This window comes from Solibacillus palustris, assembly GCF_022549215.1.
GTDB lineage: Bacteria > Bacillota > Bacilli > Bacillales_A > Planococcaceae > Solibacillus > Solibacillus daqui.
On the sequence record NZ_JAKZFC010000001.1, the window covers coordinates 17,905 to 40,760 of the forward strand.

Consider the following 22,856-nt stretch of genomic DNA (forward strand, 5'->3'; position numbering starts at 1 on the left):
GCGTGACGTGGAATCGCAAGTTGCATGAGGATATGAAGGTAAAAGACTGGATTGAGCCAAGCTTCGGGAAATTCCCGGCAGCTGTGGATGTTGTGTTAACTGGAATTCCATTATCACGTTCATCAATCAGTGCATCAGCAGCGTCCGAGTACCCCGATTTTTTCCGTAAGGCGTGGCACTTATTTACGACCTATTCAATTGATGAAAACGTTGATTTTCGTGATATGAAAGTGGTAGATGTAGGCGATGTGAAAATGCATGGCACGAATATTTTACAGTGCCATGCCAATATCGAAGAAGCGATGAAAAATGTGTTAAGTGAGTGTCCAAACAGTTTTTACGTGCAGATTGGAGGCGATCATTCGATTACCGCACCAATTGTTCGCGCATTTCAGGAGCATACGAACAAACGCATTGGCATTTTACAGTTTGATACACATTTAGATTTACGTGCTACCGATTCAGACGGCCCAACAAACGGTACGCCAATCCGTCAGCTGCTTGATGCAGGTGTGGTGCGTGGTGAGGACGTTTACAATATTGGACTTCACGGATTTTACAATGCACCGAGTTTAATTCGCGCGGCAGATCATTACGGCGTGAACCGTATAACATTAAAGGATTTTCGTCGTAAAGGTGCGAGTGTCTTAATTGCTGAAGTAATGGCCGAGCTTGCTACGAAGGTCGATATTGTCTACGTAACGGTTGACATGGATGTACTTGATATTACCTATGCACCGGGAGTTCCAGCATCTACACCAGGTGGTATGCGTACGGATGAGCTGTTTGATTTGTTATTTGAGGTTGGGAAGTATGAACATGTAGGTGGCATGGACTTTGTTTGTCTTGATCCTCACCGTGATTCGCGGGAGCAGCAAACTGTAAAATCTGGAGTTTATGCATTTTTACAGGTAATGCTGTCGCGATTTATGCATGTAAAAAAATAAGGGATTCAAGGGCTGTCCGGAAAGTGAGTTCAAGAGCAAGCTTCTTCAAATAAATTAATGTGAAGAAAAAGGGTGTTAAAAGTTAAATAGACTTATAACACCTCTTTTTTATGTGTTGGTAAGCAGAAGTCTTTGGCTTTTTAGCAATGTTAGGTCCTTACGCTAGTCCCTCGTCGCATTAGCATGCTCCTTTAAAAGTGGTGGATCGTTTACTTAGTTTTGTATAATAATACTAATTTAAATGAAGAGGTGATATAACATGAGTTTACTATTAAAAAATGTCCGTCTTGAAACAGGCTATCAGTTTGAAAATGAAGAAGTTATCGCAACCAATACCGAGCTAATGGATATTTTAATGGAGGATGGCGTTTTTAAAAAAATAGAAAAGCAGATAGAGCCATCAGAAAATGTGACAGTACTTGATGCAAAAGGTCGATTATTATTACCATCATTAAAGGATATGCATATACATTTAGATAAAACGTATTACAGCGGGCCATGGAAAGCACCGACCATTGCTAAAAAGGGCATTTGGACACGTATTGAAGAAGAACAGCAGTTATTACCAGAGCAATTGCCCGTAATGGTGGATCGTGCACAGGCGATTATTGAAATGTTAATTAGCAATGGTCATACGCATGTTCGAACACATTGTAATGTTGATCCTCAAATCGGAACGAAACATGTTGAGTTAGTGCTCGAGCTATTAGAAAGCTATCGAGATAAAATTACATACGAGTTAGTGGCATTTCCGCAGCACGGGTTATTGCACTCACAGGTGGAACAGCAATTGCAGCAAGCGTTACAAATGGGCGCAACGTATATTGGGGGATTGGACCCAGCAACTGTCGATCAAGATATAAATCGCTCTCTCGAAACGATGGTCCGCTTAGCGCATGAGGCAGATAAAGGGATTGATATCCATCTACATGATGGTGGGACACTAGGGGAATATGAAATACATCGTCTCATGGATTATTTAGAGCACTATCAGTTTAAAAATGAAGTAACAATTAGTCATGCTTTTGCATTGGCAGATATTTCGGCAACTTCATTAGAAAAATTAATGGAACGAATGAAGAAGCATCAAATTAATATTGCAACAACTGTGCCTTTTGGACAAAATCGCCCAACGATTCCCATTTTCCAATTAACAAATGCAGGTATTGGCGTTGCGGTGGGGCATGATAGCTTAACGGATCATTGGTCACCATTTGGCTCAGGTGACACCGTTGATAAGCTGAAAATTTTAGCGGAGCGCTTTTATTGCAGTGACGAGCGCCGATTAGGACAGTGCTGGAAGTTTGGCTCTGGGAATTTAACGCCGTTAAACGAGCAAGGTCTTCAGCAATGGCCAAAAATAGGTGATGAGGCAAATGCAGTGTTAGTTGAAGCAGTATGTAGTGCGCAAGTAATTGCACGGAATCGTCCAATTGAATACGTATTGTTTCGAGGAAATGTGACGTTTGAAAAACAGTAATTGTAGGGAGAGCTAAAATTAGCTCTCCTTTTGTTCTTTATTTGTATTAGTAATTAATTGGTAAAAATATGAAACTAAACCATTTCCTTGACGTATATAAAAGGAGGAGGTGTGTGTATGTTTAAGCGTAATATGTTGTTCGCGTTAGTCGGAGCATTGATTATACATATCGCTTATGTTCTGATACAGCTACTAATTGGCATTATCCAAACGTTTTTCTATCAGCCCCAATTTGCACCGAACGATGTTATATTGCAATCAGAGGTGGCATTTGGGTTTATGTTGCAGGGTGCGCCACTAATATTACTCGGGAGTTATTTTATTGTCGCAGTCGTGTTGTTTACAATATTAAATACAAAGGAAGCATTAAAAAGAAAGGTGCGAGGTCATGATCGAAATTAACGGAAAATTTACCACCGCCAAAATTTATACGAATCTCCCACAGCAGGCCGCAATTGAGCAAATTGATGAGCTCGTAAATCAGTCGTTTATGTCGGGGACAAAAGTTCGTATTATGCCGGATTATCATGCTGGTAAGGGCTGTGTGGACGAAGTAAGGATATGCGCATTTTGCATATCTTTTTTCATTTTATTTGAAATTTTTTGTACAACAACTCGAAAGACATGGATTTTGATAAAGCCTACACTTTCACATTATTAACAACACGCAAATTTGAACGGCTTGATAGACCAATCCGTATCCCGCTATACGAATGAATTTGAACACTTTTAGTCATGTATGAAAAATACATGTTTTAATTGCAAGCGTGTGCACTTGAGTTTCGCCAAAAAACAAGCCACAATGAGGTTTAAGGAGGCGTGACAATGACATTAGCGCTCACAGAACAACTTCAACAACGTATTGAATTTTTAACTTTATATAAAAAAGAAACAAAGCAATCAGACACTTGGCTAAAACAGCGGATACAGCAGGCACAAGAACGGGATTTTACATTAACAACCGATGAGCTCACATATGGTGCACGTGTTGCCTGGCGCAATAGCAATAAATGCATTGGCCGTTTATTTTGGAACAGCTTAACGGTGTTTGACCGCCGTGAATTACTAGAGCCTCAACAAATCTTTGAAGCACTAGTAACGCATATCGACTTCGCAACAAATGACGGCAAAATCCGACCAGCGATTTCGGTATTTGATCCGACGCGGGTGCGTATTTGGAATCATCAGCTTATTCGTTATGCGGGCTATGAAACGGAAGAAGGCATTATTGGTGATTCGGATTCACTCGATTTTACGAAAGTTTGTGAACAACTGGGCTGGCACGGGGAACGTACAAATTTTGATGTACTGCCACTTGTTATTCAAGTAGATGATAGGGTGCCGCAAGTTTTTGAAATTCCGAAAGAAGCTGTACTAGAAGTAACTATTACGCATCCTGATTATGATTTTAGTCAGCTGAACATGCAATGGTATGCGGTTCCAATTATTTCGAACATGCGCTTTAACATTGCGGGTGTGGATTATCAGGCTGCACCATTTAACGGCTGGTACATGGGCACGGAAATCGGCGCACGTAATTTAGCAGATGATTACCGGTATAATTTTTTGCCGGATGTAGCACTAGTAATGGGGCTAGATACATCACGAAACGCATCATTATGGAAAGACCGCGCGTTAGTGGAACTCAATTTAGCGGTGCTCCATTCCTATAAACAAGCAGGAGTCAGTATTGTTGACCACCACACAGCCGCGCAGCAGTTCTTGCTATTCCAACAGCAAGAACAGGAAAGTGCGCGTGATGTCACTGGTAACTGGGTATGGCTTGTTCCACCATTATCGCCTGCAACAACATCGATTTATCATCAACCAATCGACAACACATTAAAAAAGCCAAATTATTTGTATCAAACACAGCCTTATTAAAAGAAGACAGTGCAAAAAAATGCACTGTCTTCTTTTTTTTTATAAGGTGTTATAATAAACAATTTGCGCTGAGTTATTTTTTATTTAATATTAATTGAATCAATTCTTCTCGATCGATTAAATAGACATCGTTAATGTCTGCCAATTTTTCGGCTTGCTTAGTGAAGTGGGAGTTTGTAACAACCCAAGCCTCGGTTGCGTCGTACATTTTGACTGCACCGATAATTTCTTGTACAGCTTTCACACCAACAGTGCTTGAATAACGCTTTGCTTGTACTGCAATGATGTCTTTACCATCTTTTAAAATCAAGTCTGCCCCATAATCACCACTTGTAGCGGTATAGTTCACTTTAAAGCCGCGACGTTTAAATAATTCCCCTAAAAAATATTCAAAGTCTTCACCGCTCATTTGGTCAACTTCCCGAATCCCTGATTTGCGAAGCTTGGCGGTTTTACGAGATTTGGCCCAAATTTTAAACCCTATATATAGCACGAAATAGCAAGCAATTCCATAACCTATACCTTCTAACGTGTTACTTAAATGCCAGCCAGTATATCCAGCGAGCGCAATGGGCACAAACCGGAAAATGGGCAGGCGCTTTTTATTTCGTCTTCTTTTTTTACGCAATGCAATTGTACTCCTTTAATTTACTTACGTTTAGTATAGCATAAAAGGGTACATACGTTTGGTTATATGGTACGATTTTTTGCGCTTGTAAAGGAAGCAATAAATAATAGCAGCGATACCAGAACAAATAGCGCAAGCGGCACAAACCAACTATCCGTAACGTCGTGAACAAGCCCAAATAACACTGGACCAATAGCCGCGACTAAATAGCCAATACTTTGTGCAAAACCTGATAACTCGGCTGCTTCAAAGGCGGTATTAGTCCGCAGTGTAAACAGCATAAGTACAAGACCGAAAGAAGCACCACCTGCAAAGCCTAAGAAAATCATCCATACGACTGCAAGGCTTGTCCATTTAAATAAAAGCCCACTAAAACCGATGAGGTAGCAAATTGTAAAGAAGACGACAATCGGACGTTGCGATGTCATTTTCTCTGCGATAATTGGAATAATGAATGTCATCGGAATTTGTGAAAACTGCATGATTGATACCATCCAACCAGCCGATGTCGCATCTAAGCCCTGGCTAATAAATATTTCCGGAAGCCACGCCGCACAACAGTAAAAAATAAATGATTGAAAGCCCATCGCTACAGCAATTGCCCAAGCGAGAGGTTGTTGCCACATTTTTTTCTGCACAGTTTGTTCGGAAGGGGTGTGCATTTCTACTTTGGCATTACGTAAAAGCGGTAGCCAAATGATAAGTGTTAGTAACCCTAAAATAATGGAAAAGCTAAGCGCAATTTGCCAGCCAGCAGACTGAGCAATCGGAAAGCTTATTCCAGCCGCAATACCTGATGACATATTCATCGACACCGTATAAATACCGGTTAATAATCCAATATGTAATGGGAATTTTAATTTAAAATAACTTGGAATCAGTACATTACCAAAGGCAATTGCTACGCCAATTAATATTGTACCGAGTACGAGCAGTGACGTTACGCCAATCGAACGTAAAATAACGCCAGTACACAATAAAATTACCGAATAAAATAGTGTCCACTCCATGCCAAATTTTCGTGCAATACGCGGTGCAAATGGTGAAACAACAGCAAAGGCCAATAGTGGAATCGTCGTTAGAAAGCCTGCTAGTACATTTGAAATTCCGAGTCCATCACGGATAAATGAGGTAATCGGACCAACAACAGTAATCGGTGCTCGTAATGTCGTTGCAAATAAAAAAATGGCGATCATAAAAAATAATAAAGCCTTGTTTGATAGTATTTTTTTGCTTTGATAATCTGCTTGTTCGGAATCCATAATCTAGCTCCTTCTTTAAATAATTTATATTATAACAACATATAACGTAAGGGTGAATTCTCTGAAAAATAAGAAAAATACTAATTCGTTGCGATCAAATAGTTGTTATGATAGACTATAAGTCGTTATTAAATTTAATAGATATACCTCATGAAAAAGTGAGGTAGAGGTCGCGACCATTATTATTAGTATAGCTGAGATTGAGGAGAATCGGTGAAGCTTTATGAAAGGAATGGTTGCCGAAGTGTTGTTTTTCTTCTTAAAAACAATGCTGGGGCTGTTTCCGATAAGGAACAGAACTGTCACATGTGTCGCGCATGTGTTGAGCTATCTTTCAAGTTTTGAGGTTTATAAAAGCCGTCACATAACTTGTGGCGGCTTTTCTTTTTATAAAAAAAATCTAGAGTCGGTTTATTCGAGCCATAATAAATCGAAGGAAAACTAAATAAGGAGATTTTTTCATGAGTGAAGTTAAAATAGATCAGCTTGGCAAAAAAAATGAGCTGAAACGTAGTTTAAAAAGTCGTCATATTACAATGATTTCGCTAGGCGGAACAATCGGTACGGGGCTGTTTTTAGCTTCAGGTGGCGCAATTGCGCAAGCAGGTCCAGGTGGTGCGTTACTAGCTTACGCATTAATCGGGATTATGGTGTACTTCTTAATGACATCACTAGGGGAGATGGCAGCATTCATGCCAACTTCAGGATCATTTAGTACGTACGCAACAAAATTCGTCGATCCGGCGTTAGGCTTTGCACTAGGCTGGAATTATTGGTACAACTGGGCAATTACGATCGCAGCTGAAATCGCAGCCGTTTCATTAATTATGAAATACTGGTTCCCAGATAGTTCATCATTAACATGGACAATTTTATTTATCGTTGTGGTATTAACGTTTAACGTCTTATCCGTAAAAGCATACGGCGAGGCAGAATATTGGTTTGCGATGATTAAGGTTGTAACGGTTATTATTTTCATCATTGTCAGCTTCTTAATGATTTTCGGTCTATTAGGAGGAAATGATCCGGTAGGCTTCAAAAACTTCTTTGAAGGCGACGCACCATTCAACGGCGGCTTCATGGCAATGTTCGGTATTTTCTTAGCAGCTGGTTTCTCATTCCAAGGAACAGAAATGCTAGGAGTTACGGCTGGTGAAACAGATGATCCAGCAAAAAACATTCCAAAGGCAGTACGTTCAGTGTTCTGGCGTATTCTATTGTTCTACATTTTCGCCATTGGTGCGATTGGTTTATTAATTCCATATACGGATACACGTTTATTATCAGAAGATATTGCGACGAGTCCATTTACATTAGTATTTGAAAACCTAGGTGTCGCATTTGCAGCATCTGTGATGAATGCGATTATTTTAACAGCGATGCTTTCTGCTGGTAACTCGGGGTTATATGCAGCGAGTCGTATGTTATTCCAATTATCGGTTGATGGAAAAGCGCCTAAAATATTTCAAAAAGTAAATACGCGCGGTGTGCCAATTTATGCATTACTTGCAACATTAGCAGTAGGCTGTCTATCATTCTTAGCTTCATTCTTCGGAGATGGCGTTGTCTACATTTGGCTATTAAACGCTTCTGGTATGTCTGGCTTCATTGCTTGGTTAGGGATTGCAATTAGTCATTACCGTTTCCGTCGCGCATATGTCGCACAAGGCAAATCATTAAGCGATTTACCGTACGTATCGAGATTTTTCCCATTCGGTCCGCTTTTCGCGTTCGCGCTTTGTATGATTGTCGTATTAGGTCAAAACTATATGGCATTTACAGGTGATACGATTGACTGGTACGGTGTCATTGTTTCGTATATTGGCTTACCATTATTCGCGTTATTATGGTTAGGCTATAAAGTAAAACATAAAACGAAAATCGTGCCGTTAGATCAGTGTGATTTAACGAATAAGTAAATCTAAAAGAAATCTCTTAACGGAGGTTTCTTTTTTTTATTGGAATCTTTGAATGTTTTTACATTTAGTCACATAAAATTCTAAATGAAGATATTGGTAATGCTATAATAAAGGAGGGGGAGCTAATATGAATTTAGTAGACAAAGCAACACAATTTATTGCACTAAAATATGATGGGCAACGACGTACAGCCATGCAAATTCCGTATGCGACCCATTTATTTGGGGTAGCCAGAATGTTAAAAAACAATGGTTATCGTGATATTGTAGTTACAGCAGGGTTGTTACATGATATTCTAGAAGATAATTTAGCAAGTGATGTTGAATTAATCGAGCTTTTTGGTTCAGAGGTGCTAGATCTTGTAAAGGCAACTACCGAAATGTCAAAAAGCTATACATGGCAAACCCGTAAAGAGTATGTAATAGCATCAATAAAAGATAAATTACCTGACGAGCTAGCCATTTTATTGGCAGAAAAAATTCAGAATGTGGAATCTATTTTTGCAGAGTTAGAGCAATTTGGAGAAGGCTTATGGGAGAACTTCAATGCGCCAAAAGAGCGGCAAGAATGGTATTATAGAAGTATTATTAAACAAGTTGAAACCTACCATCCGAATGCGCTACTACTACCACAATTACAGCAAGCGGTAGATAAGCTATTCGTGAAGGTTGCTTATTAAGGAAGTGAAGAGACGGATGCCTATTTCAGTGGGGTTTTATAAAAAAATTTATCAATGGTTGATGGATGCACAAGGGCAAACGGTAAAGTTTAGACCCTTTTTAACAAAGGACAATCCTTATAAATCACGCATTTTTTTAGTAAGTGCAAATGCAGTACCTCAGTTTCATGTAGAGGATGATGGTGAAAAGATCTTTGCAGAAGCCCTTATTAATCGTGCGTATTTAGAGAATGAATATTTAGATGAACTAAAGTTAGCGCCGCGTGAATTTCAAGGTTCATTGCAATTTGAAGCTTGGCTAGAAAAACTTGGCGAATCGCTTATATATACGGCATTAAATACGTTTCAATTAGATACACTTGATGATGCAAAGTGGGCAAAGAAAGAGGATGTTGAAAATTATACCCGCGGTGAAGAAATATTCCATGAAGTATTAGAAGAATTTCAACCTGAGATTTTGATTTTACAAGGTACGACAGCGTTTAACCAATTCAAAAAGCAGTTTGCTGAAAACCTTGTCATTTATAATCCAGCGATTACGAAAGTCCAATTATTAGAAGAAGCTGGCCCATTTGCAGAAATGCATTTTGCGAGTGGTAAAAAGATGCTTGTGTTTGTTACACGAAGCATGAGCTACTTTGGACAAGACGGTGAGAAGTTTAAAAAGTTTAAAGAAAACTTAATAAAAATACTGTGAATATACGCAAAAACCGAACATTAATATTCCAATAACCGTATTTTTTATCAAATTTCCGAAAAATATGAATAATATTATTATTTAAAGGTTCTTGCAATTCGGTTTTCCCATGATTATAATTGGAACATTCATAAACTTAAATTTCATAACTTTACTCATATAATAGCAAGGATAGGCTTGCAAGTTTCTACCGATTTACCGTAAATAAATCGACTATGGGTAAGGCAGGCTTAACTAATGTATTTGTCCAATTATTATCTAATATTTGAACGTCATTCGTTATTACTTTTGAATCTACTCGGAAGTCTTGCTTTACTCATTGATTGAGAAAGCAGGACTTCCGGGTTTTTTATTTGAGTTTAAATAAGGAGGAGCTCTTTAACATGGAACTGTTAAGAGAAAAAATTGAAAAAGAAGGCCAAGTACTTTCTGACACTGTATTAAAGGTAGACTCGTTTTTAAATCACCAAATTGACCCAATGCTAATGAAGGAAATCGGCGAAGAGTTCGCAAATCGATTTTCAGACCAAGTTATCACAAAGGTGTTAACAATTGAGTCTTCTGGTATTGCACCGGCTACGTTTTTAGGTTTAACAATTGGAGCACCAGTTGTATTCGCGCGTAAACGTAAATCATTAACATTAACAGATAACTTGTACACTTCAAGCGTGCATTCATTCACTAAAAACGAAACGAATGAAATTTCGGTTTCGAAAAAGTTTTTATCAGCTGATGATAATGTTGTTATTATTGACGACTTTTTAGCGAACGGTGAAGCATTAAAAGGTCTAATGGATATTGTTAACCAAGCTGGCGCAACAGTCGTTGGTGCGGGAATTGTCATCGAAAAAGGCTTCCAACTAGGCGGTCAACTGATGCGCGACCAAGGCTTACGCATCGAATCATTAGCGAATATTAAATCATTAGCTAACGGTAAAGTTGAATTTTTTGATTAAGAAGTTTTGTTTAAAAAAAAGTAAAATAGTTCAAGCGTGTTTTTAACTCAACATAGGGTACACATAAATTGGAGGAACACTTTTTTATGAATAACGCAAAAGCAACGATGCTTGGTATTCAGCATCTATTAGCTATGTATGCAGGCGCAATTTTAGTACCATTAATTATCGGTGGTGCACTTGGTTTTGACTCTGCACAAATGACGTATTTAGTCGCAATTGATATTTTTATGTGTGGTGTCGCAACACTGCTACAAGTTTGGAAAGGTAAATATATCGGAATTGGTTTACCTGTAGTATTAGGCTGTACGTTTACAGCGGTAAGCCCGATTATCGCCATTGGTTCAGGTGGGAACTTAGGTGATATATATGGTGCGATTATCGCATCGGGTTTAATTATCGTTTTAATTGGTGGGTTATTTGGTAAATTAATTCCGTTCTTTCCACCAGTTGTAACGGGTTCTGTTGTAACAATTATTGGGATTAGCTTAATTCCAGTTGCGATTAACAATATGGGTGGCGGTCAAGGCGCACCTGATTTCGCATCTGGCTCAAATGTAGCATTAGCAATGATTACGTTAGTGATTATTTTAGTGGTGTACCGCTTCTCAGTCGGCTTTATTCGCGCAATTTCGATTTTACTTGGTTTAGTTGCCGGTACTGTGATTGGGATTTTCATGGGTAAAGTGGATTTTGCACCCGTGGCAGATGCCTCTTGGTTCCACATTATGCAGCCGTTCTATTTAGCAACGCCAACATTCAACGCTTCAGCTATTTTAACGATGACGTTAGTAGCGATGGTGTCATTAGTAGAATCAACAGGTGTTTACTATGCGTTAAGTGATATTTGTAAAAAAGATTTAACTTCAAAAGATTTAGCAAAAGGGTACCGTGCAGAAGGTTTAGCTTCGATTATCGGTGGTATTTTCAACGCCTTCCCGTACACAACGTTCTCTCAAAACGTTGGTCTACTTCAAATGTCTGGCGTTCGTGACCGCAAAGTGATTTATATTACAGGTGGTATGTTAGTAGCTTTAGGTTTCTTACCAAAGTTAGCAGCCATTACAACAATCATCCCAACACCAGTACTTGGTGCGGCAATGTTAGCGATGTTCGGTATGGTAATTACACAAGGTGTGAAAATGTTAGCACCTGAAATCGCGAAATCAATGGAAAATGCAATGGTCGCAGCACTTGCAGTTGGCTTAGGTGTCGGCGTAGCAAGCGTACCAGGTGTATTTGCCAACGTAACACAGGGTATGCCATCTTGGTTAGTGGAAGTCATTACAGTCATTACATCAAACGGTATCGTAGCGGGTGCGTTAACAGCGATTGTGTTAAATATTTTATTTAATATGATTGGTCCAAAACGCCAAGATCCGATGCATGTAGAATAAATTTTTAGAAAACAATTTAATAACTTTCATCAAGATACCCCACATATTTTGATGAATAGAATGTTGTCACCTACTTTTATCTATTGATTTAGATTTGAGGAGGTGGCATTTTTTTATGCGGAAAAAGGGCTATTTAATGAGAGATGATATAAATGAAAATACGGAATTACTTACTTTACAGCAGGCTTATGATTATTTTTATTCAGCGAAAAAGGCTGAAAATATTCGAGAAAAAACACTAGTCACATATGTAGAACACTTTCGCTTTTTCACTAATTGGTTGGAGATTACTGATTATAACTTGAGAAGTGTTTGTGACTTATCGGGAGAAATTGTACGGGCTTATATTAACTATATGCGAGAAGAACATTACAATTTTAAAACAGGAAAAAGAGGGTTATCCATTCAAACCATCAACGCTAGAATTAGGTTTCTAAAAACATGGTATTCCTTTTTAAAAAAGGAGAACTTAATAAAAGATAATATTCTACTTACAGTTAATTATTTAAAAGTAGATGAAAAAAAAGTGACACTATTAACTAAAGATGAAATGCAGAGATTATTTGAAATACCTGACCAAAAATATTATCCACAATGGCGTGATTTTGTCCTGTTCCATGTACTCTACGATAGTTCATTGCGAATTTCCGAGGCGGTCAATCTTGATGTAGTGGATATAGATTTAATGAGGAAACAGATTATTCTTCCATCAGATAAGGCGAAAGACAGACGATATAGAACAATTCCATTATCAAATCTAACGGTACAGTTACTAATTAAATTGATTGATGAAAATAAGAAAGTGTTTAAGGATGCGGAAGCTGTTTTCTTGAATTGGTATGGTGAAAGAATGGCAGTAGATACCTTTAGAAGGAATTTAAAACGTTATCTTAAGAAAGCTGGGATAAATAAGGGTTACAGCTGTCATGACTTTAGGAGACAAGCAATTACAGACATGCTTAAAAATGGTGCTTCGATATTTGTAGTACAAGCAATAGCTGGTCATTCACAAATAAGCACTACAAAAAAATACGTTCATTTTGATGATGAAACAATAAAAAATCAGCATGATTTATATAGTCCACTTAATCAGATGGCGTACAAGAGACGTAGATGATGTATTTAAGATATAAAAAAAGAGAGTGCTGAAACACCCTCTTGAAGAAATGCACTATATGTTTGGCGACATAGTAGTGCGAAACCCATTAACAATCGACGATCAATCGATAACTGAATATGAGTTACATTGCCTTCATTTTACTTCAAAAAAAGCTAAAGTGCAAAGGTGTAGTTTCCTATTGCCTTTTTTAGGTAAAACTCACTGGTGGAATGCCTACTAACACCAGCTAAATAAACTTGAAAGGTTATGACTTAGCCGCCGCAATAAATAAGTCTAGGATGCTAATAAGCGAGTTCCTTGTTTCTCGTAGTATCTGAATGGTGTTAGCGACCATTAACAGCTAGGTGTGGAAGGTCTGAATGATTACGGTCATGCAGAATACACGATACATTGCAATTGTTGCCGAGTTCCTCATAACAGTAGGATAAGCATTTACGATACATACAAGAGGTGTGTACACGGATTACAAGACGTTTCGGGGGCAGAAGTAGAAACTACGTGTATTGATTCGAGAGAGTCGCATTTAAACAAGGGCATACATACTGGATACCTCAAATGACGGATTCATGAAGTACAAGTAAATGTCTGTCTATGTCATTGATTCTATTTTTAGTTTCAGTGAGATAGGCAGTCATTTTCAGCACCACCTGTTGTCCTCAATTCAGGCTTCATGGTGGGAAGGCAATCAAGGTTTGTCAATATAATCGTAAAGGAGATAAAAAATGATGTCTGATGAAGCTAGAATTATTCGCTATTTATTGGGGGAGGTAGTACGAGAATATCAAGGTAAGTTAAAACTTGAAATTGCATTAAGTGTATTTGGTGTAGAACCTAAATTATCCGATAGTCCAAAAAGGATTTTAAAGTATGTACTAGATGGTGGTGGAGAATTTAGATTACCAGAAATCAATGAATCGATTGAAGAGTATATAAATGACGCATGGTATCAAATCCAACAGATTTATACTATTCCTGATAAAGATAGTTAAGCTTAATTTAGTCTCAGATTGACGTTATAAGTAGTACCTATCATTATAGATGCTAATTCGGATCATCAACTATAGAGGTGAATTAAATTGGAAAACGAAATGAAAATGATTTTGGAAATGCTACAAGAAATGAAAACGGAAATGAACCAACGCTTTGACAAAATGGAACAACATCTTGATAAAGTAGAAGAACACCTTAAATCAGTCGAAAACAAACATAATGGCATTGGTCAACAAGTTGAAGAAAATGAGAAAGCTATACAGTCACAAGCAAGAACACAGCGAGAAACTGAAAATAAGGTTCATAGAACACTAGATTTTCATAAAATAACTCTTATGGACATAAAGCAAGAAATACACTCGTTGAAGATGGAACAAGTATCACACAAAGAACTGCATGAATCTGTAAGGTATCTTACACATAAATTACAGGAAGTGGATATAGAACTTCACGTTATGCGAAAAAAGTAGAAGAAACCAGTTAAAGAAGAAGCAAAGGTTGCTGGCATTTATGAAATAATAAAAGTTGGTGACGAATAAATTTACAGTGAATGAATTCACTACTATAAAGAACCTTGGTTAGAAATTTGGAAGCAATGCACAGGGTACTTATCTTCATGCTTACATGCCAGTAACTAACAAGGATAATGAAACTATTCCAACTGATACTTCTTTCTAAAGAAACAAGAATATAATTTATTATCAAGTCGTTCGGATAATCGGACGGCTTTTTTATTTTGCATGTCCTATTTTTGAAGAGATCAGCAAGTGTGTTTATAGGGGGGGTATTCACTCCCTAATACTTCAAAAGGATGGTTGATTTAATATGCAAGAAAATTTAACACTGCAACATGAAAAGGTTATTGATTTAGGTAAAGGTGAGATACATGGAGAATCCTGCATCAAAGTAAATGCGAATGTTTTAAACAATGGACTAATCGCAAAGATTGGGATAAATGAGTTTGCTACACTCATGGCACTTATTTCATATGTTGATAAGAATGGAGAATGCTGCCCAACGCAACTGCAATTAGCTAAAAGAATAGGTGTTCATAAAAATACAGTTAACAAGTATGTGAAGAATTTACTTTCTGTAAAAATTAACGATAAACCAATTGTTACTAGAATGATTACTATGAAAGGGTGTGGCAAATGCATTACAAGTTGGTATAAATTTCATTTGTAAAAAGTATTCAATACGATGTCCTTTTCCGTGTGAAAAATGCAAGTGTCTTTTTGTAAGAACAATCTTTACACTAACACACGGAAAAGGAGATAACGTTTAAATGCTTTGTAAGAAACCTACACAAACGAAAATTAACATTATTGATTCAATTATGGGAAGTGGAAAAACCAGCTGGGCAATTCAGTATATGAAGAATGCCCCAGCCTATCAGAAGTTTATGTATATTACACCATTCAAAGAAGAGGTAGAAAGGGTTGTTACAGCTGTTGGACGAGATTTTAAACAACCACTAACAGACGATAAAAATGAAACTAAATTGGAAGATATAAAGCGACTAATTGCTGATGGTGAAAATATTGTTTCAACACATTCGCTTTTTAGAAGTATAGATAGTGAAGTTATTGATCTATTAGATATGGAGAACTATACTTTAATTCTTGATGAAGTAATGGACGTAATTGAACAAGTAGAAATTTCAAAAGATGATTTAAAAATGCTATCGGAGAATGAAGTGATTGAAATAGATAGTAAGGGTGTCGTTCACTGGAAACAATCAGATTATAAGAAAGGATATTTTGAGAAGGTGAGGAATTTAGCTAATTCAGGAAACCTAAGAATGTATGAAGATATAGATGGAAAACCTATTGCGGTATATTGGACATTCCCTATAGAAACGTTTAATTGTTTTGAGGAAATATTTATTTTAACTTATATGTTTGATGGACAAGTCCAGCGTGCCTATTTTGATTTATTTGGTCAAAAGTATGCCTATAAATCTGTTATAAAGAACATGGATGGATATATTCTAGCACCATATTTATCGTATAAACACGAAGATCGTTCACACTTAAAGGGATTGATAAACATTTATTATCTCTCACCAAAAGATAAAAAAGATATGAATAAAATGGGGGATAGGCATAATTATTTTAGCGTATCCGATTTAAAAAATAAGACCAAAAACAAGGAAACAAAGAAAGTAATTAAAGATAATGCCTATAATTTCTATCGTAATAAATGTAATGTACCTACAGATGAAGTGATGTGGACTACCTATATAGAGTTTAAAGACAAATTGACACCTAGAGGTCTAAAAGAACATTTTGTAAGTGTAAATGCACGGGCTACAAATAAATTTCAACATAAAAGTACGTGTATCTATTTGGCGAATGTTTATGTTAACCCACTAACGAAACACTTCTTTAATAAGTATGATGTAGAGGTTAATGTTGATTTATATGCATTATCGGAACTACTGCAATGGCTGTTTCGTAGCCGTATACGTACAGGAAAATCAATAGATATTTATATTCCATCTAAACGAATGAGAACTTTATTAGAACAGTATCTGAACAATAAAATTTAATTAGTATCTTACTTTTACTGCTTAGTAAACAAATGCTGTAACCCTTGATAACACTGGGTTTTTGGGATATTTCCTTAAAAGAAAGAATTATAAAAGTAATAAGTAATTTACTAAATAACTGCGGTAGATAAACCCACCCCAGTTATTCAGGAAGAACACTAGCGTGTCCTTCGCGTACTAGAAGAAATAAATCACTAATATTATTTGCTTTTAAAGCGTGTGGGCGTGAAACGTCCACATACGTAGCGAAGCGAAGTACAGAGAACGGTGTAATTGAATGGCATACAATAGTTGGGTATTTGATAATATGATTTAGTTTAGCATTAAGTAATCAATCCGTTATCAAAGGTAAGCGATTAACAAAAGACGATGTAATAGTAAAAGCCTTACGTGATTTGATGGTAACACAAGAAAATTTAATCAATAAAAATTGTGCTGAATTGGGTAATAAAATCATACAAATAAGTGGGGAACCCATGAGGAATGGAGGATTGGAGGGCACACAACACATACCTGCACAACATACGTAGTAGTCTCAAAAGTTTTTTTAGCATAAATGCATTACCTAAATTATATATTATGTTGTAAAATATAGTAAAACACTTCTGTGAGGAAATATATAATGGCTAAATATAAATCTGTTTTGAAACACTATTTTTCTACAGATGTACCAAAGAGTGCGGAGATTTGTGAAAAAATCGAAGAAGAAATTTATGAATACGCAAATATACTGGATCCAGTAAGAGTTGAAGAAGAAGAAATCGATTTCCTTTCAGCAAATAAGGCAGTGTTGATATTTGAACCGAAAAATGGTCATTTAAAGAGAGAACATTATTTTAAAAGAGAAATCATTTTTTCAAATAGTTCAATTTCTAATGAGGATTCTATCTTTTATCAAGCAGCCATAGACTTGGATATGGATATGGATATGGATATGGATATGGATATGGATATGGATATGGATATGGATATTGCAATAATTCCAGAAAATAAGTTGTTTGATACTTTTAAAACTGGTGAAAAAAGAGATATAAATTCAGGGGCTTTTGAAAGGATTCATGACACTGAGTATAAATTATTAGCTACTTTAGCTAATAAACTAGAATTGCAAAAAGAAGAAAATTGTTTTAAAGGTGATTTAATTGGGAATATTGAATTATATACAAGAAAGATTCCGTGTTTAAGCTGTGATTTTGTTTTAATTCAATTCAACAGAATGTACCCTCGTATATCAATTAAAGTGTATTACGAAGAAAATTAAGGAAGGTGATACCATGTTGGAAAAGCCAAATAGACTTACGTTTAGTGATATGAGGTTATTGGAATTACCTGAGGAAAAGTTTATCTCAAGTATCGATTATAGTTGGGAAACAAAATGGACGAAGTATAATTATTCTAATGAAGAAAAAACATTCTTAATCATAAAAAACTTAGAACGTGCGATGCAGCTACGTCCAGATATCATTGAAATAATTTATGAAAAGTTGCTTTTACTAAATGATGAAGAAGAAGTTAAAAATGAATTAAATGATTTATTTACAAAGAAATATCAGTTAAAAAAAAATGATTTAATTAAGGCATGGTAGTATATCAATTTAGTCACTAATCCGTTTTAAAGGATAGTGACTTTTTTGTTCTAATCAATATACTTTTACTAATATCGGTCAAACGTTCAGTATTTTTATTACTACTTGTTTCAAGTACCTTCAAAACGGTTCAATTTGTTTTTTTAGTATTTTATCGGCGACATCTTCTTTTTGCTATTGCATTACCTTAATTGTACCTTCTGCAATGATGCGTTTAGCAGGAGGGGGATTTAAAATCTTGATTAGCTTTTTGCTATCAAATGTCAAGACATTCAAGAGTTACCCAACAGCAACGTAACAATACGGGTTCATTCACTATCAAAAGTGACTGTCAAAAGTCTAAGTAAAAATGCCGATAAAATGATGCATTTACTTAAGGTTTTTGTTTCAGAATTGAATGATGAAGCTACTAATTGGTGAAGGGGATAATGATAGTATGGGGAAACAACTGTCTGCCTCTCGAATAGTAAGTCATAGTCACTCTACATAAGTGACATACAGCCAAACGACAGCAAGTGAACAACACAGACGCCCGTGGATAGGATAGAGAAGAGACAAGCTACACCACGGCATAGTAACCGAAAACGTCACTAGTGAACTGAGAACACAATTGAAGCCGTGAACCATCACTTTATACTACCTAGTAATAACGGTAAGAAAAAGCTGAGATGCCCTTATACAGTCCTTGTGTCCTGTATAGGGAAGTGTATTTCATCAGGACTACTCAGCTGTATTTGAGAAGCCCACCCTATGGGGGCTGGGTAGTGGTATAGGGGCGGTCTAGTGTACGAGAAATATAAGCATCATTTTATTAAACTTTTCCATACATAATCGGCTAGAAAGCCAATAATATCAACGGCTAGGCTAAGTTGAGAGGAATCGAAAACACGTACAGTGTACCTTTGCCCGACTCGTTTATTCTCACAGTGTTTTAGAGAAGGGGGTTTTGCTATAATGGGAAAGCGATTCTCAAAAATAAAATTTTGTGGGGTTTCCTGAAAACATTTTAAGTGGGTATTTTAAATGACTGAAAAAGAGTTTGCAGAAAAGATACTTGAAAAATTAAATAATATGTCTGATGATATAAACTCTATGTCAGATGGAATAAGTTCTATATATGGTGGCGTGAAATCTATGTCTGTTGAAATGAACTCTAGGTTTGACGGAATTGATGCAAGGTTCGATAAAATTGAGGCTAGTCTTGATAAATTTAACTCTAATCTTGTTGAAATAAATTCTAGCCTTAAAATAAATTCAATAGAGTGACCGCTGCTATGACAAAAATGATTGCTGATCAAATGATTTCACTGATAAAAAGTATGGAAAATATTGAACGTAATAAGTTTTTAGAATACCTATTTTATACCCATTTTGATTCAAGGTTTACAGACGATTATGACTTAGCAAAGAAATATCAGGTTGAGGATACATTAAACCGTGATTTAACAGAAGATGAATTGTTGGTTATGAAGGTAGCCTACGGTAATGGTTATTTTAGATGCGGAAAAGAAGGTATGGATAAAGTACTACGGGGATACTCTAAGGCTAAATCTGTTTAAATATTATCGTATTTCACCTTTTTAGGGGTGCTAGAAAAGTGATCATCACTGTACTAATAAAATATTTACATAAACAATAAGAGAACCGTCTAGCCGTAAATAGGCGGTTTTTTTATGGAACATAATCATTTATTAAAACAACTTACCCTTATATGAAGTAACAAGTTTCTCATACTGACCTTTCAACTTATGTCTATGCTTCATGAAAACCTCATGACAATCTTGTCGGGACTTTCCGTTTACGATATTTCTGATTGTAGATTTGGCAACTTTAAGAGTTGGTGCAAGGTAACATGGCGAAACATTATTCGCATGGTACAAATAAAGAATTTTATATACTTGCTTATCCGTTAATTTCGCTACATAGGGATTGATTTTAAATGGGATAATGTTTTCCTCCTAGATTAGTGTACATAGTAACACTTGCAAAAGGGAGGTGGATTAGGACATTCAATATAAATATAGAATAATGTTTAGGGCATTTTGAAAATTACCGCACTGAATTTATGTATTATAGGGTAATTATGGTTATACTTTATTAGTAACAATAATATAAAATAAATGTAATTTATGATTAAATTGCCATTTATAAACATGAGTGGTATAAATGTAATGAAAAGTCTGAATAGAATTTGGAGGGTCACATGAATATTGTAGGAGTTCAGGTAATAGGTTTACTTGGTAAGTTCAATTATAGCCTTAATTTGCAAAATGAAATCAATATTATCCATGCACCAAATGGTAGTGGAAAAACAAAGTTCCTAATGCTAATAGAATCGATTATAAATGATAATTTCAGCAGAATTATTGACATAGAGTTTGAAAAACTAATATTTCAGTTTGAAAATGAATTGATTTGGAGAATTGAACGAAAAGAAATAAAACAAAAAGATAATGATAAGAACACAAATAAGAAAGAATTTTTGTTTTGTTACGAAATAGGATATCTTTTAGAGACGTATGTTTTTAACGAAGATGAATATCACCTTGAACCAGATGTTGCATATTTTGAAATAAAAATATCTAAGGAGTTTAATGGGGATTTAGCTACTGTATCTACTATTATTCCTGAATTAAGGCGAGTGGGTACAAAGACTTGGGCAGAATCTGAAACAGGAGAAACACTAGAATTAAAGGAAATTTTAGATAACTACGGGAATTACGAAGATTTATTTGAAACTAGTATTGACTATGATGATTTTTTTATGACAGAATTTATAGACTTATCCTTCTACTTGCCTACTAAATTGATAGAAACAAATAGATTATATAAAGCTAAAAACAGTAAAGGTTTTTATTCAAACACACTAGCTATTAGCAATTATTCCAATAAAATCAAAGGAGAAATTTCGAGTATATTACAAATTTATGCCCAAACTTCTCAAGATTTAGATCAAACATTCCCACTAAGGTTAATGGATAGAATGGCGGAAATGAATGATTATAATCATACCTTTATTGATATACTTAACGAATTGGCTACACAAGATTTGGAACGTAGTTACCTAGCTGAATTGGGATTACTCGATACAAATGAATCCTTAGGAGAAAAGCTTAATATAGATTACATAAAAAATAAAAAGGCATACAATAAATATTCCGCAGCAGTTTTGAAATTGTTTCTTGAGGATAGTAGAGAAAAATTATCCGTTTTTACTGATATGAAAGAAAGGGTAAAAATATTTTTAAAGTTTGTTAATAAAAAGCTAATTGACAAAGCAATGAAATTAGATCGGCATGAAGGTTTCATTATATATTTCAAAGATAATGAGAAGAAAAAGTTAGACAAAGTATATCAATTATCTTCAGGTGAACAACATACAATAGTATTGTTATTTGATTTACTATTCCAAAGCCCTAAAAACAGTTTAGTGCTGATAGACGAACCTGAGTTATCTTTACATGCAGCATGGCAAATGGATTTCTTACAGGAATTAAGAGAGATATCTAATATCACTGGTCAAAAGTATATTGTTGCTACTCATTCGCCTCAAATAGTTAATGATTCTTGGGAATTATTACAGGAATTGAATTTACCTGATGATGGGTGGGTGGAAAATGAGTGGTAGAAAGTTTCTTCAAAGTTTTGTAACTCCGAATACGTTAGCAGGTCTATATTCTCAATTGTCTTATAGTACTTTCCCTTATCAACTAATACTTTATTTAGAGGGAGAAAGTGATATAAAATTTTATCAAAATCATTTAGATATAAATAAGGTGAAATTTGTTAATTCAAACGGTAAGCCAAATGCCAAGGCAGTTATAAACAAATTGAATAGTATTGTTAGTGAGAAAAAGAGGAAAAGTTACCTAGCGTTAGTTGATAGTGACTTTGAAAACTTACTGAACACTCCAACAGTGCCTAATCTAATTAGAACGGATTGTCATGATTTAGAAGTTCAAATTATTTTCTCAAATCCAACTTTAGACAAGCTAAGAAAATTATTAACTTCTTATATAGATGCAAATAAATACGCAAAGTTTCAGGGGAAAGTTATTCCTACAATTTTTCTGCTGAGTTATAACATAGGTCTTATAAAATTATATTCAGCTACCTATAATCGAAGTATTTGTTTTAAAGAGATTGATTACTCAAATATATTAGATAAAGATATGAATTTCGATAAAGAGAACCTGTACAAAGTATTTTTAGGGACATATTATCAAAACTTTTTAGGGTTTATTGATCGAAATGGATATAATACACAAGATAAAGAGATAATAAATCTCCTATCTATAAATCAGATTTGTAATGGTCATGATATTATAAATATTAGTGTGTTTATTTTGGAAAACTATTTGAGTAATAATAAACCTACATTTAAAGAGTTTGAACAAGCAATTAGAATTCAATTTAGTAAAGAGGAACTTGAAAAAACTAATTTTTGTATCGAATTACTGGAGTGGTTTACTGGCAATGGAATTGATAGAGATGTTATTACAAATGAACACTATCAATATCTATAGAATTGTTACGAGAGTAAGTCAAATATCGATCAACGGTAAGACTTCTGACTAGGACGTATCTATTTTTTAAACTAAGTCTTATCAAGAGGGCAAAAAATGCCTTCTTTTTTATGGTCTAATTTAAGTAATTACTTGTAAATATGAGGTTAATAAAGTACAATTTTGAATAATATGATAGTAAATGTAGGTGACTATCAAATGTGGGATTATTACAGTTATTATTTCAATAAAATT

The 22,856-nt window shown here is 35.5% G+C and carries 23 protein-coding genes and 2 riboswitches; of the genes, 21 read left to right on the forward strand and 2 right to left on the reverse strand.

From position 1 onward, the window contains the following. Positions 1–32 precede the first annotated feature (32 nt). From LZ480_RS00065 to LZ480_RS00085, 5 genes are all read left to right on the forward strand, one after another. Entirely contained in the window at positions 33–947 is a 915-nt protein-coding gene (locus LZ480_RS00065; RefSeq protein ID WP_255731248.1) for an agmatinase family protein, read from the forward strand. A gap of 259 nt (positions 948–1,206) precedes the next feature. After that, positions 1,207–2,427, forward strand: coding sequence for an amidohydrolase (locus LZ480_RS00070; RefSeq protein WP_241367292.1), 1,221 nt, complete (start codon positions 1,207–1,209; stop codon positions 2,425–2,427). Positions 2,428–2,544: 117 nt separating this feature from the next. Further along, on the forward strand, positions 2,545–2,829 hold the full coding sequence (locus LZ480_RS00075; protein ID WP_241367293.1) for a hypothetical protein: 285 nt from the start codon (positions 2,545–2,547) through the stop codon (positions 2,827–2,829). Continuing rightward, the gene (locus LZ480_RS00080; protein WP_241367294.1) at positions 2,816–3,088 is read left to right on the forward strand and encodes a hypothetical protein; all 273 of its coding nucleotides are present in this window, start codon (positions 2,816–2,818) and stop codon (positions 3,086–3,088) included. The genes LZ480_RS00075 and LZ480_RS00080 overlap by 14 nt, the downstream gene beginning before the upstream one ends. A 164-nt stretch (positions 3,089–3,252) precedes the next feature. Then, positions 3,253–4,311, forward strand: coding sequence for a nitric oxide synthase oxygenase (locus LZ480_RS00085; RefSeq protein WP_241367295.1), 1,059 nt, complete (start codon positions 3,253–3,255; stop codon positions 4,309–4,311). 73 nt (positions 4,312–4,384) lie between these two features. Here the strand turns inward: LZ480_RS00085 and LZ480_RS00090 are convergent, their stop codons facing one another. Together LZ480_RS00090 and LZ480_RS00095 are read right to left on the reverse strand one after the other, a co-directional pair. Beyond that, positions 4,385–4,939, reverse strand: coding sequence for a restriction endonuclease (locus tag LZ480_RS00090; protein ID WP_241367296.1), 555 nt, complete (start codon positions 4,937–4,939; stop codon positions 4,385–4,387). Positions 4,940–5,001: 62 nt separating this feature from the next. Further along, a complete protein-coding gene (locus LZ480_RS00095; RefSeq protein WP_241367297.1) occupies positions 5,002–6,201 on the reverse strand; it encodes a CynX/NimT family MFS transporter in 1,200 nt (399 codons plus the stop codon). A 156-nt stretch (positions 6,202–6,357) separates the two neighbouring features. Then, a riboswitch (Lysine riboswitch) is annotated at positions 6,358–6,539 on the forward strand. 123 nt (positions 6,540–6,662) lie between these two features. On the opposite strand from LZ480_RS00095, the gene LZ480_RS00100 reads away from it, so the two are divergent. From LZ480_RS00100 to LZ480_RS00175, 16 genes are all read left to right on the forward strand, one after another. Next, entirely contained in the window at positions 6,663–8,120 is a 1,458-nt protein-coding gene (locus LZ480_RS00100) for an amino acid permease (protein ID WP_241367298.1), read from the forward strand. A 127-nt stretch (positions 8,121–8,247) separates the two neighbouring features. After that, on the forward strand, positions 8,248–8,799 hold the full coding sequence (locus tag LZ480_RS00105) for an HD domain-containing protein (protein WP_241367299.1): 552 nt from the start codon (positions 8,248–8,250) through the stop codon (positions 8,797–8,799). Between the two features lie 16 nt (positions 8,800–8,815). After that, positions 8,816–9,496 carry an RNA 2'-phosphotransferase gene (locus LZ480_RS00110; RefSeq protein WP_241367300.1) on the forward strand — a complete coding sequence of 227 codons (681 nt, stop codon included), beginning with the start codon at positions 8,816–8,818 and terminating at the stop codon, positions 9,494–9,496. Positions 9,497–9,631: 135 nt separating this feature from the next. After that, a riboswitch (purine riboswitch) is annotated at positions 9,632–9,732 on the forward strand. A 147-nt stretch (positions 9,733–9,879) separates the two neighbouring features. After that, the gene (locus tag LZ480_RS00115; RefSeq protein ID WP_241367301.1) at positions 9,880–10,452 is read left to right on the forward strand and encodes a xanthine phosphoribosyltransferase; all 573 of its coding nucleotides are present in this window, start codon (positions 9,880–9,882) and stop codon (positions 10,450–10,452) included. 86 nt (positions 10,453–10,538) lie between these two features. After that, entirely contained in the window at positions 10,539–11,849 is a 1,311-nt protein-coding gene (locus LZ480_RS00120) for a nucleobase:cation symporter-2 family protein (protein ID WP_241367302.1), read from the forward strand. 115 nt (positions 11,850–11,964) lie between these two features. Continuing rightward, a complete protein-coding gene (locus LZ480_RS00125; protein ID WP_241367303.1) occupies positions 11,965–12,966 on the forward strand; it encodes a tyrosine-type recombinase/integrase in 1,002 nt (333 codons plus the stop codon). A 725-nt stretch (positions 12,967–13,691) separates the two neighbouring features. Beyond that, positions 13,692–13,958: a hypothetical protein gene (locus LZ480_RS00130; protein ID WP_241367304.1), complete on the forward strand. Its 267-nt coding sequence runs from the start codon at positions 13,692–13,694 to the stop codon at positions 13,956–13,958. Positions 13,959–14,045: 87 nt separating this feature from the next. Continuing rightward, positions 14,046–14,429, forward strand: coding sequence for a hypothetical protein (locus tag LZ480_RS00135; RefSeq protein ID WP_241367305.1), 384 nt, complete (start codon positions 14,046–14,048; stop codon positions 14,427–14,429). Positions 14,430–14,784: 355 nt separating this feature from the next. Next, positions 14,785–15,144, forward strand: a complete 360-nt coding sequence (locus LZ480_RS00140) for a helix-turn-helix domain-containing protein (RefSeq protein ID WP_241367306.1) — start codon at positions 14,785–14,787, stop codon at positions 15,142–15,144. A gap of 100 nt (positions 15,145–15,244) precedes the next feature. Continuing rightward, complete coding sequence (locus LZ480_RS00145) at positions 15,245–16,510, forward strand: hypothetical protein (protein ID WP_241367307.1); 1,266 nt, start codon at positions 15,245–15,247, stop codon at positions 16,508–16,510. A gap of 622 nt (positions 16,511–17,132) precedes the next feature. Beyond that, positions 17,133–17,771 carry a deaminase domain-containing protein gene (locus tag LZ480_RS19965; RefSeq protein WP_305037305.1) on the forward strand — a complete coding sequence of 213 codons (639 nt, stop codon included), beginning with the start codon at positions 17,133–17,135 and terminating at the stop codon, positions 17,769–17,771. Between the two features lie 13 nt (positions 17,772–17,784). Continuing rightward, a complete protein-coding gene (locus LZ480_RS00155) occupies positions 17,785–18,096 on the forward strand; it encodes a hypothetical protein (protein WP_241367308.1) in 312 nt (103 codons plus the stop codon). Positions 18,097–19,119: 1,023 nt separating this feature from the next. After that, positions 19,120–19,362, forward strand: coding sequence for a hypothetical protein (locus tag LZ480_RS00160; protein ID WP_241367309.1), 243 nt, complete (start codon positions 19,120–19,122; stop codon positions 19,360–19,362). Positions 19,363–19,370: 8 nt separating this feature from the next. Continuing rightward, positions 19,371–19,655 (forward strand): hypothetical protein, encoded by a 285-nt coding sequence (locus LZ480_RS00165; protein ID WP_241367310.1) that lies wholly within the window; start codon positions 19,371–19,373, stop codon positions 19,653–19,655. 644 nt (positions 19,656–20,299) lie between these two features. Next, positions 20,300–21,724 (forward strand): AAA family ATPase, encoded by a 1,425-nt coding sequence (locus LZ480_RS00170; RefSeq protein WP_241367311.1) that lies wholly within the window; start codon positions 20,300–20,302, stop codon positions 21,722–21,724. Next, positions 21,714–22,622, forward strand: coding sequence for a DUF4435 domain-containing protein (locus LZ480_RS00175; protein ID WP_241367312.1), 909 nt, complete (start codon positions 21,714–21,716; stop codon positions 22,620–22,622). Before LZ480_RS00170 ends, LZ480_RS00175 begins: the two co-directional genes overlap by 11 nt. Positions 22,623–22,856 lie beyond the last annotated feature (234 nt).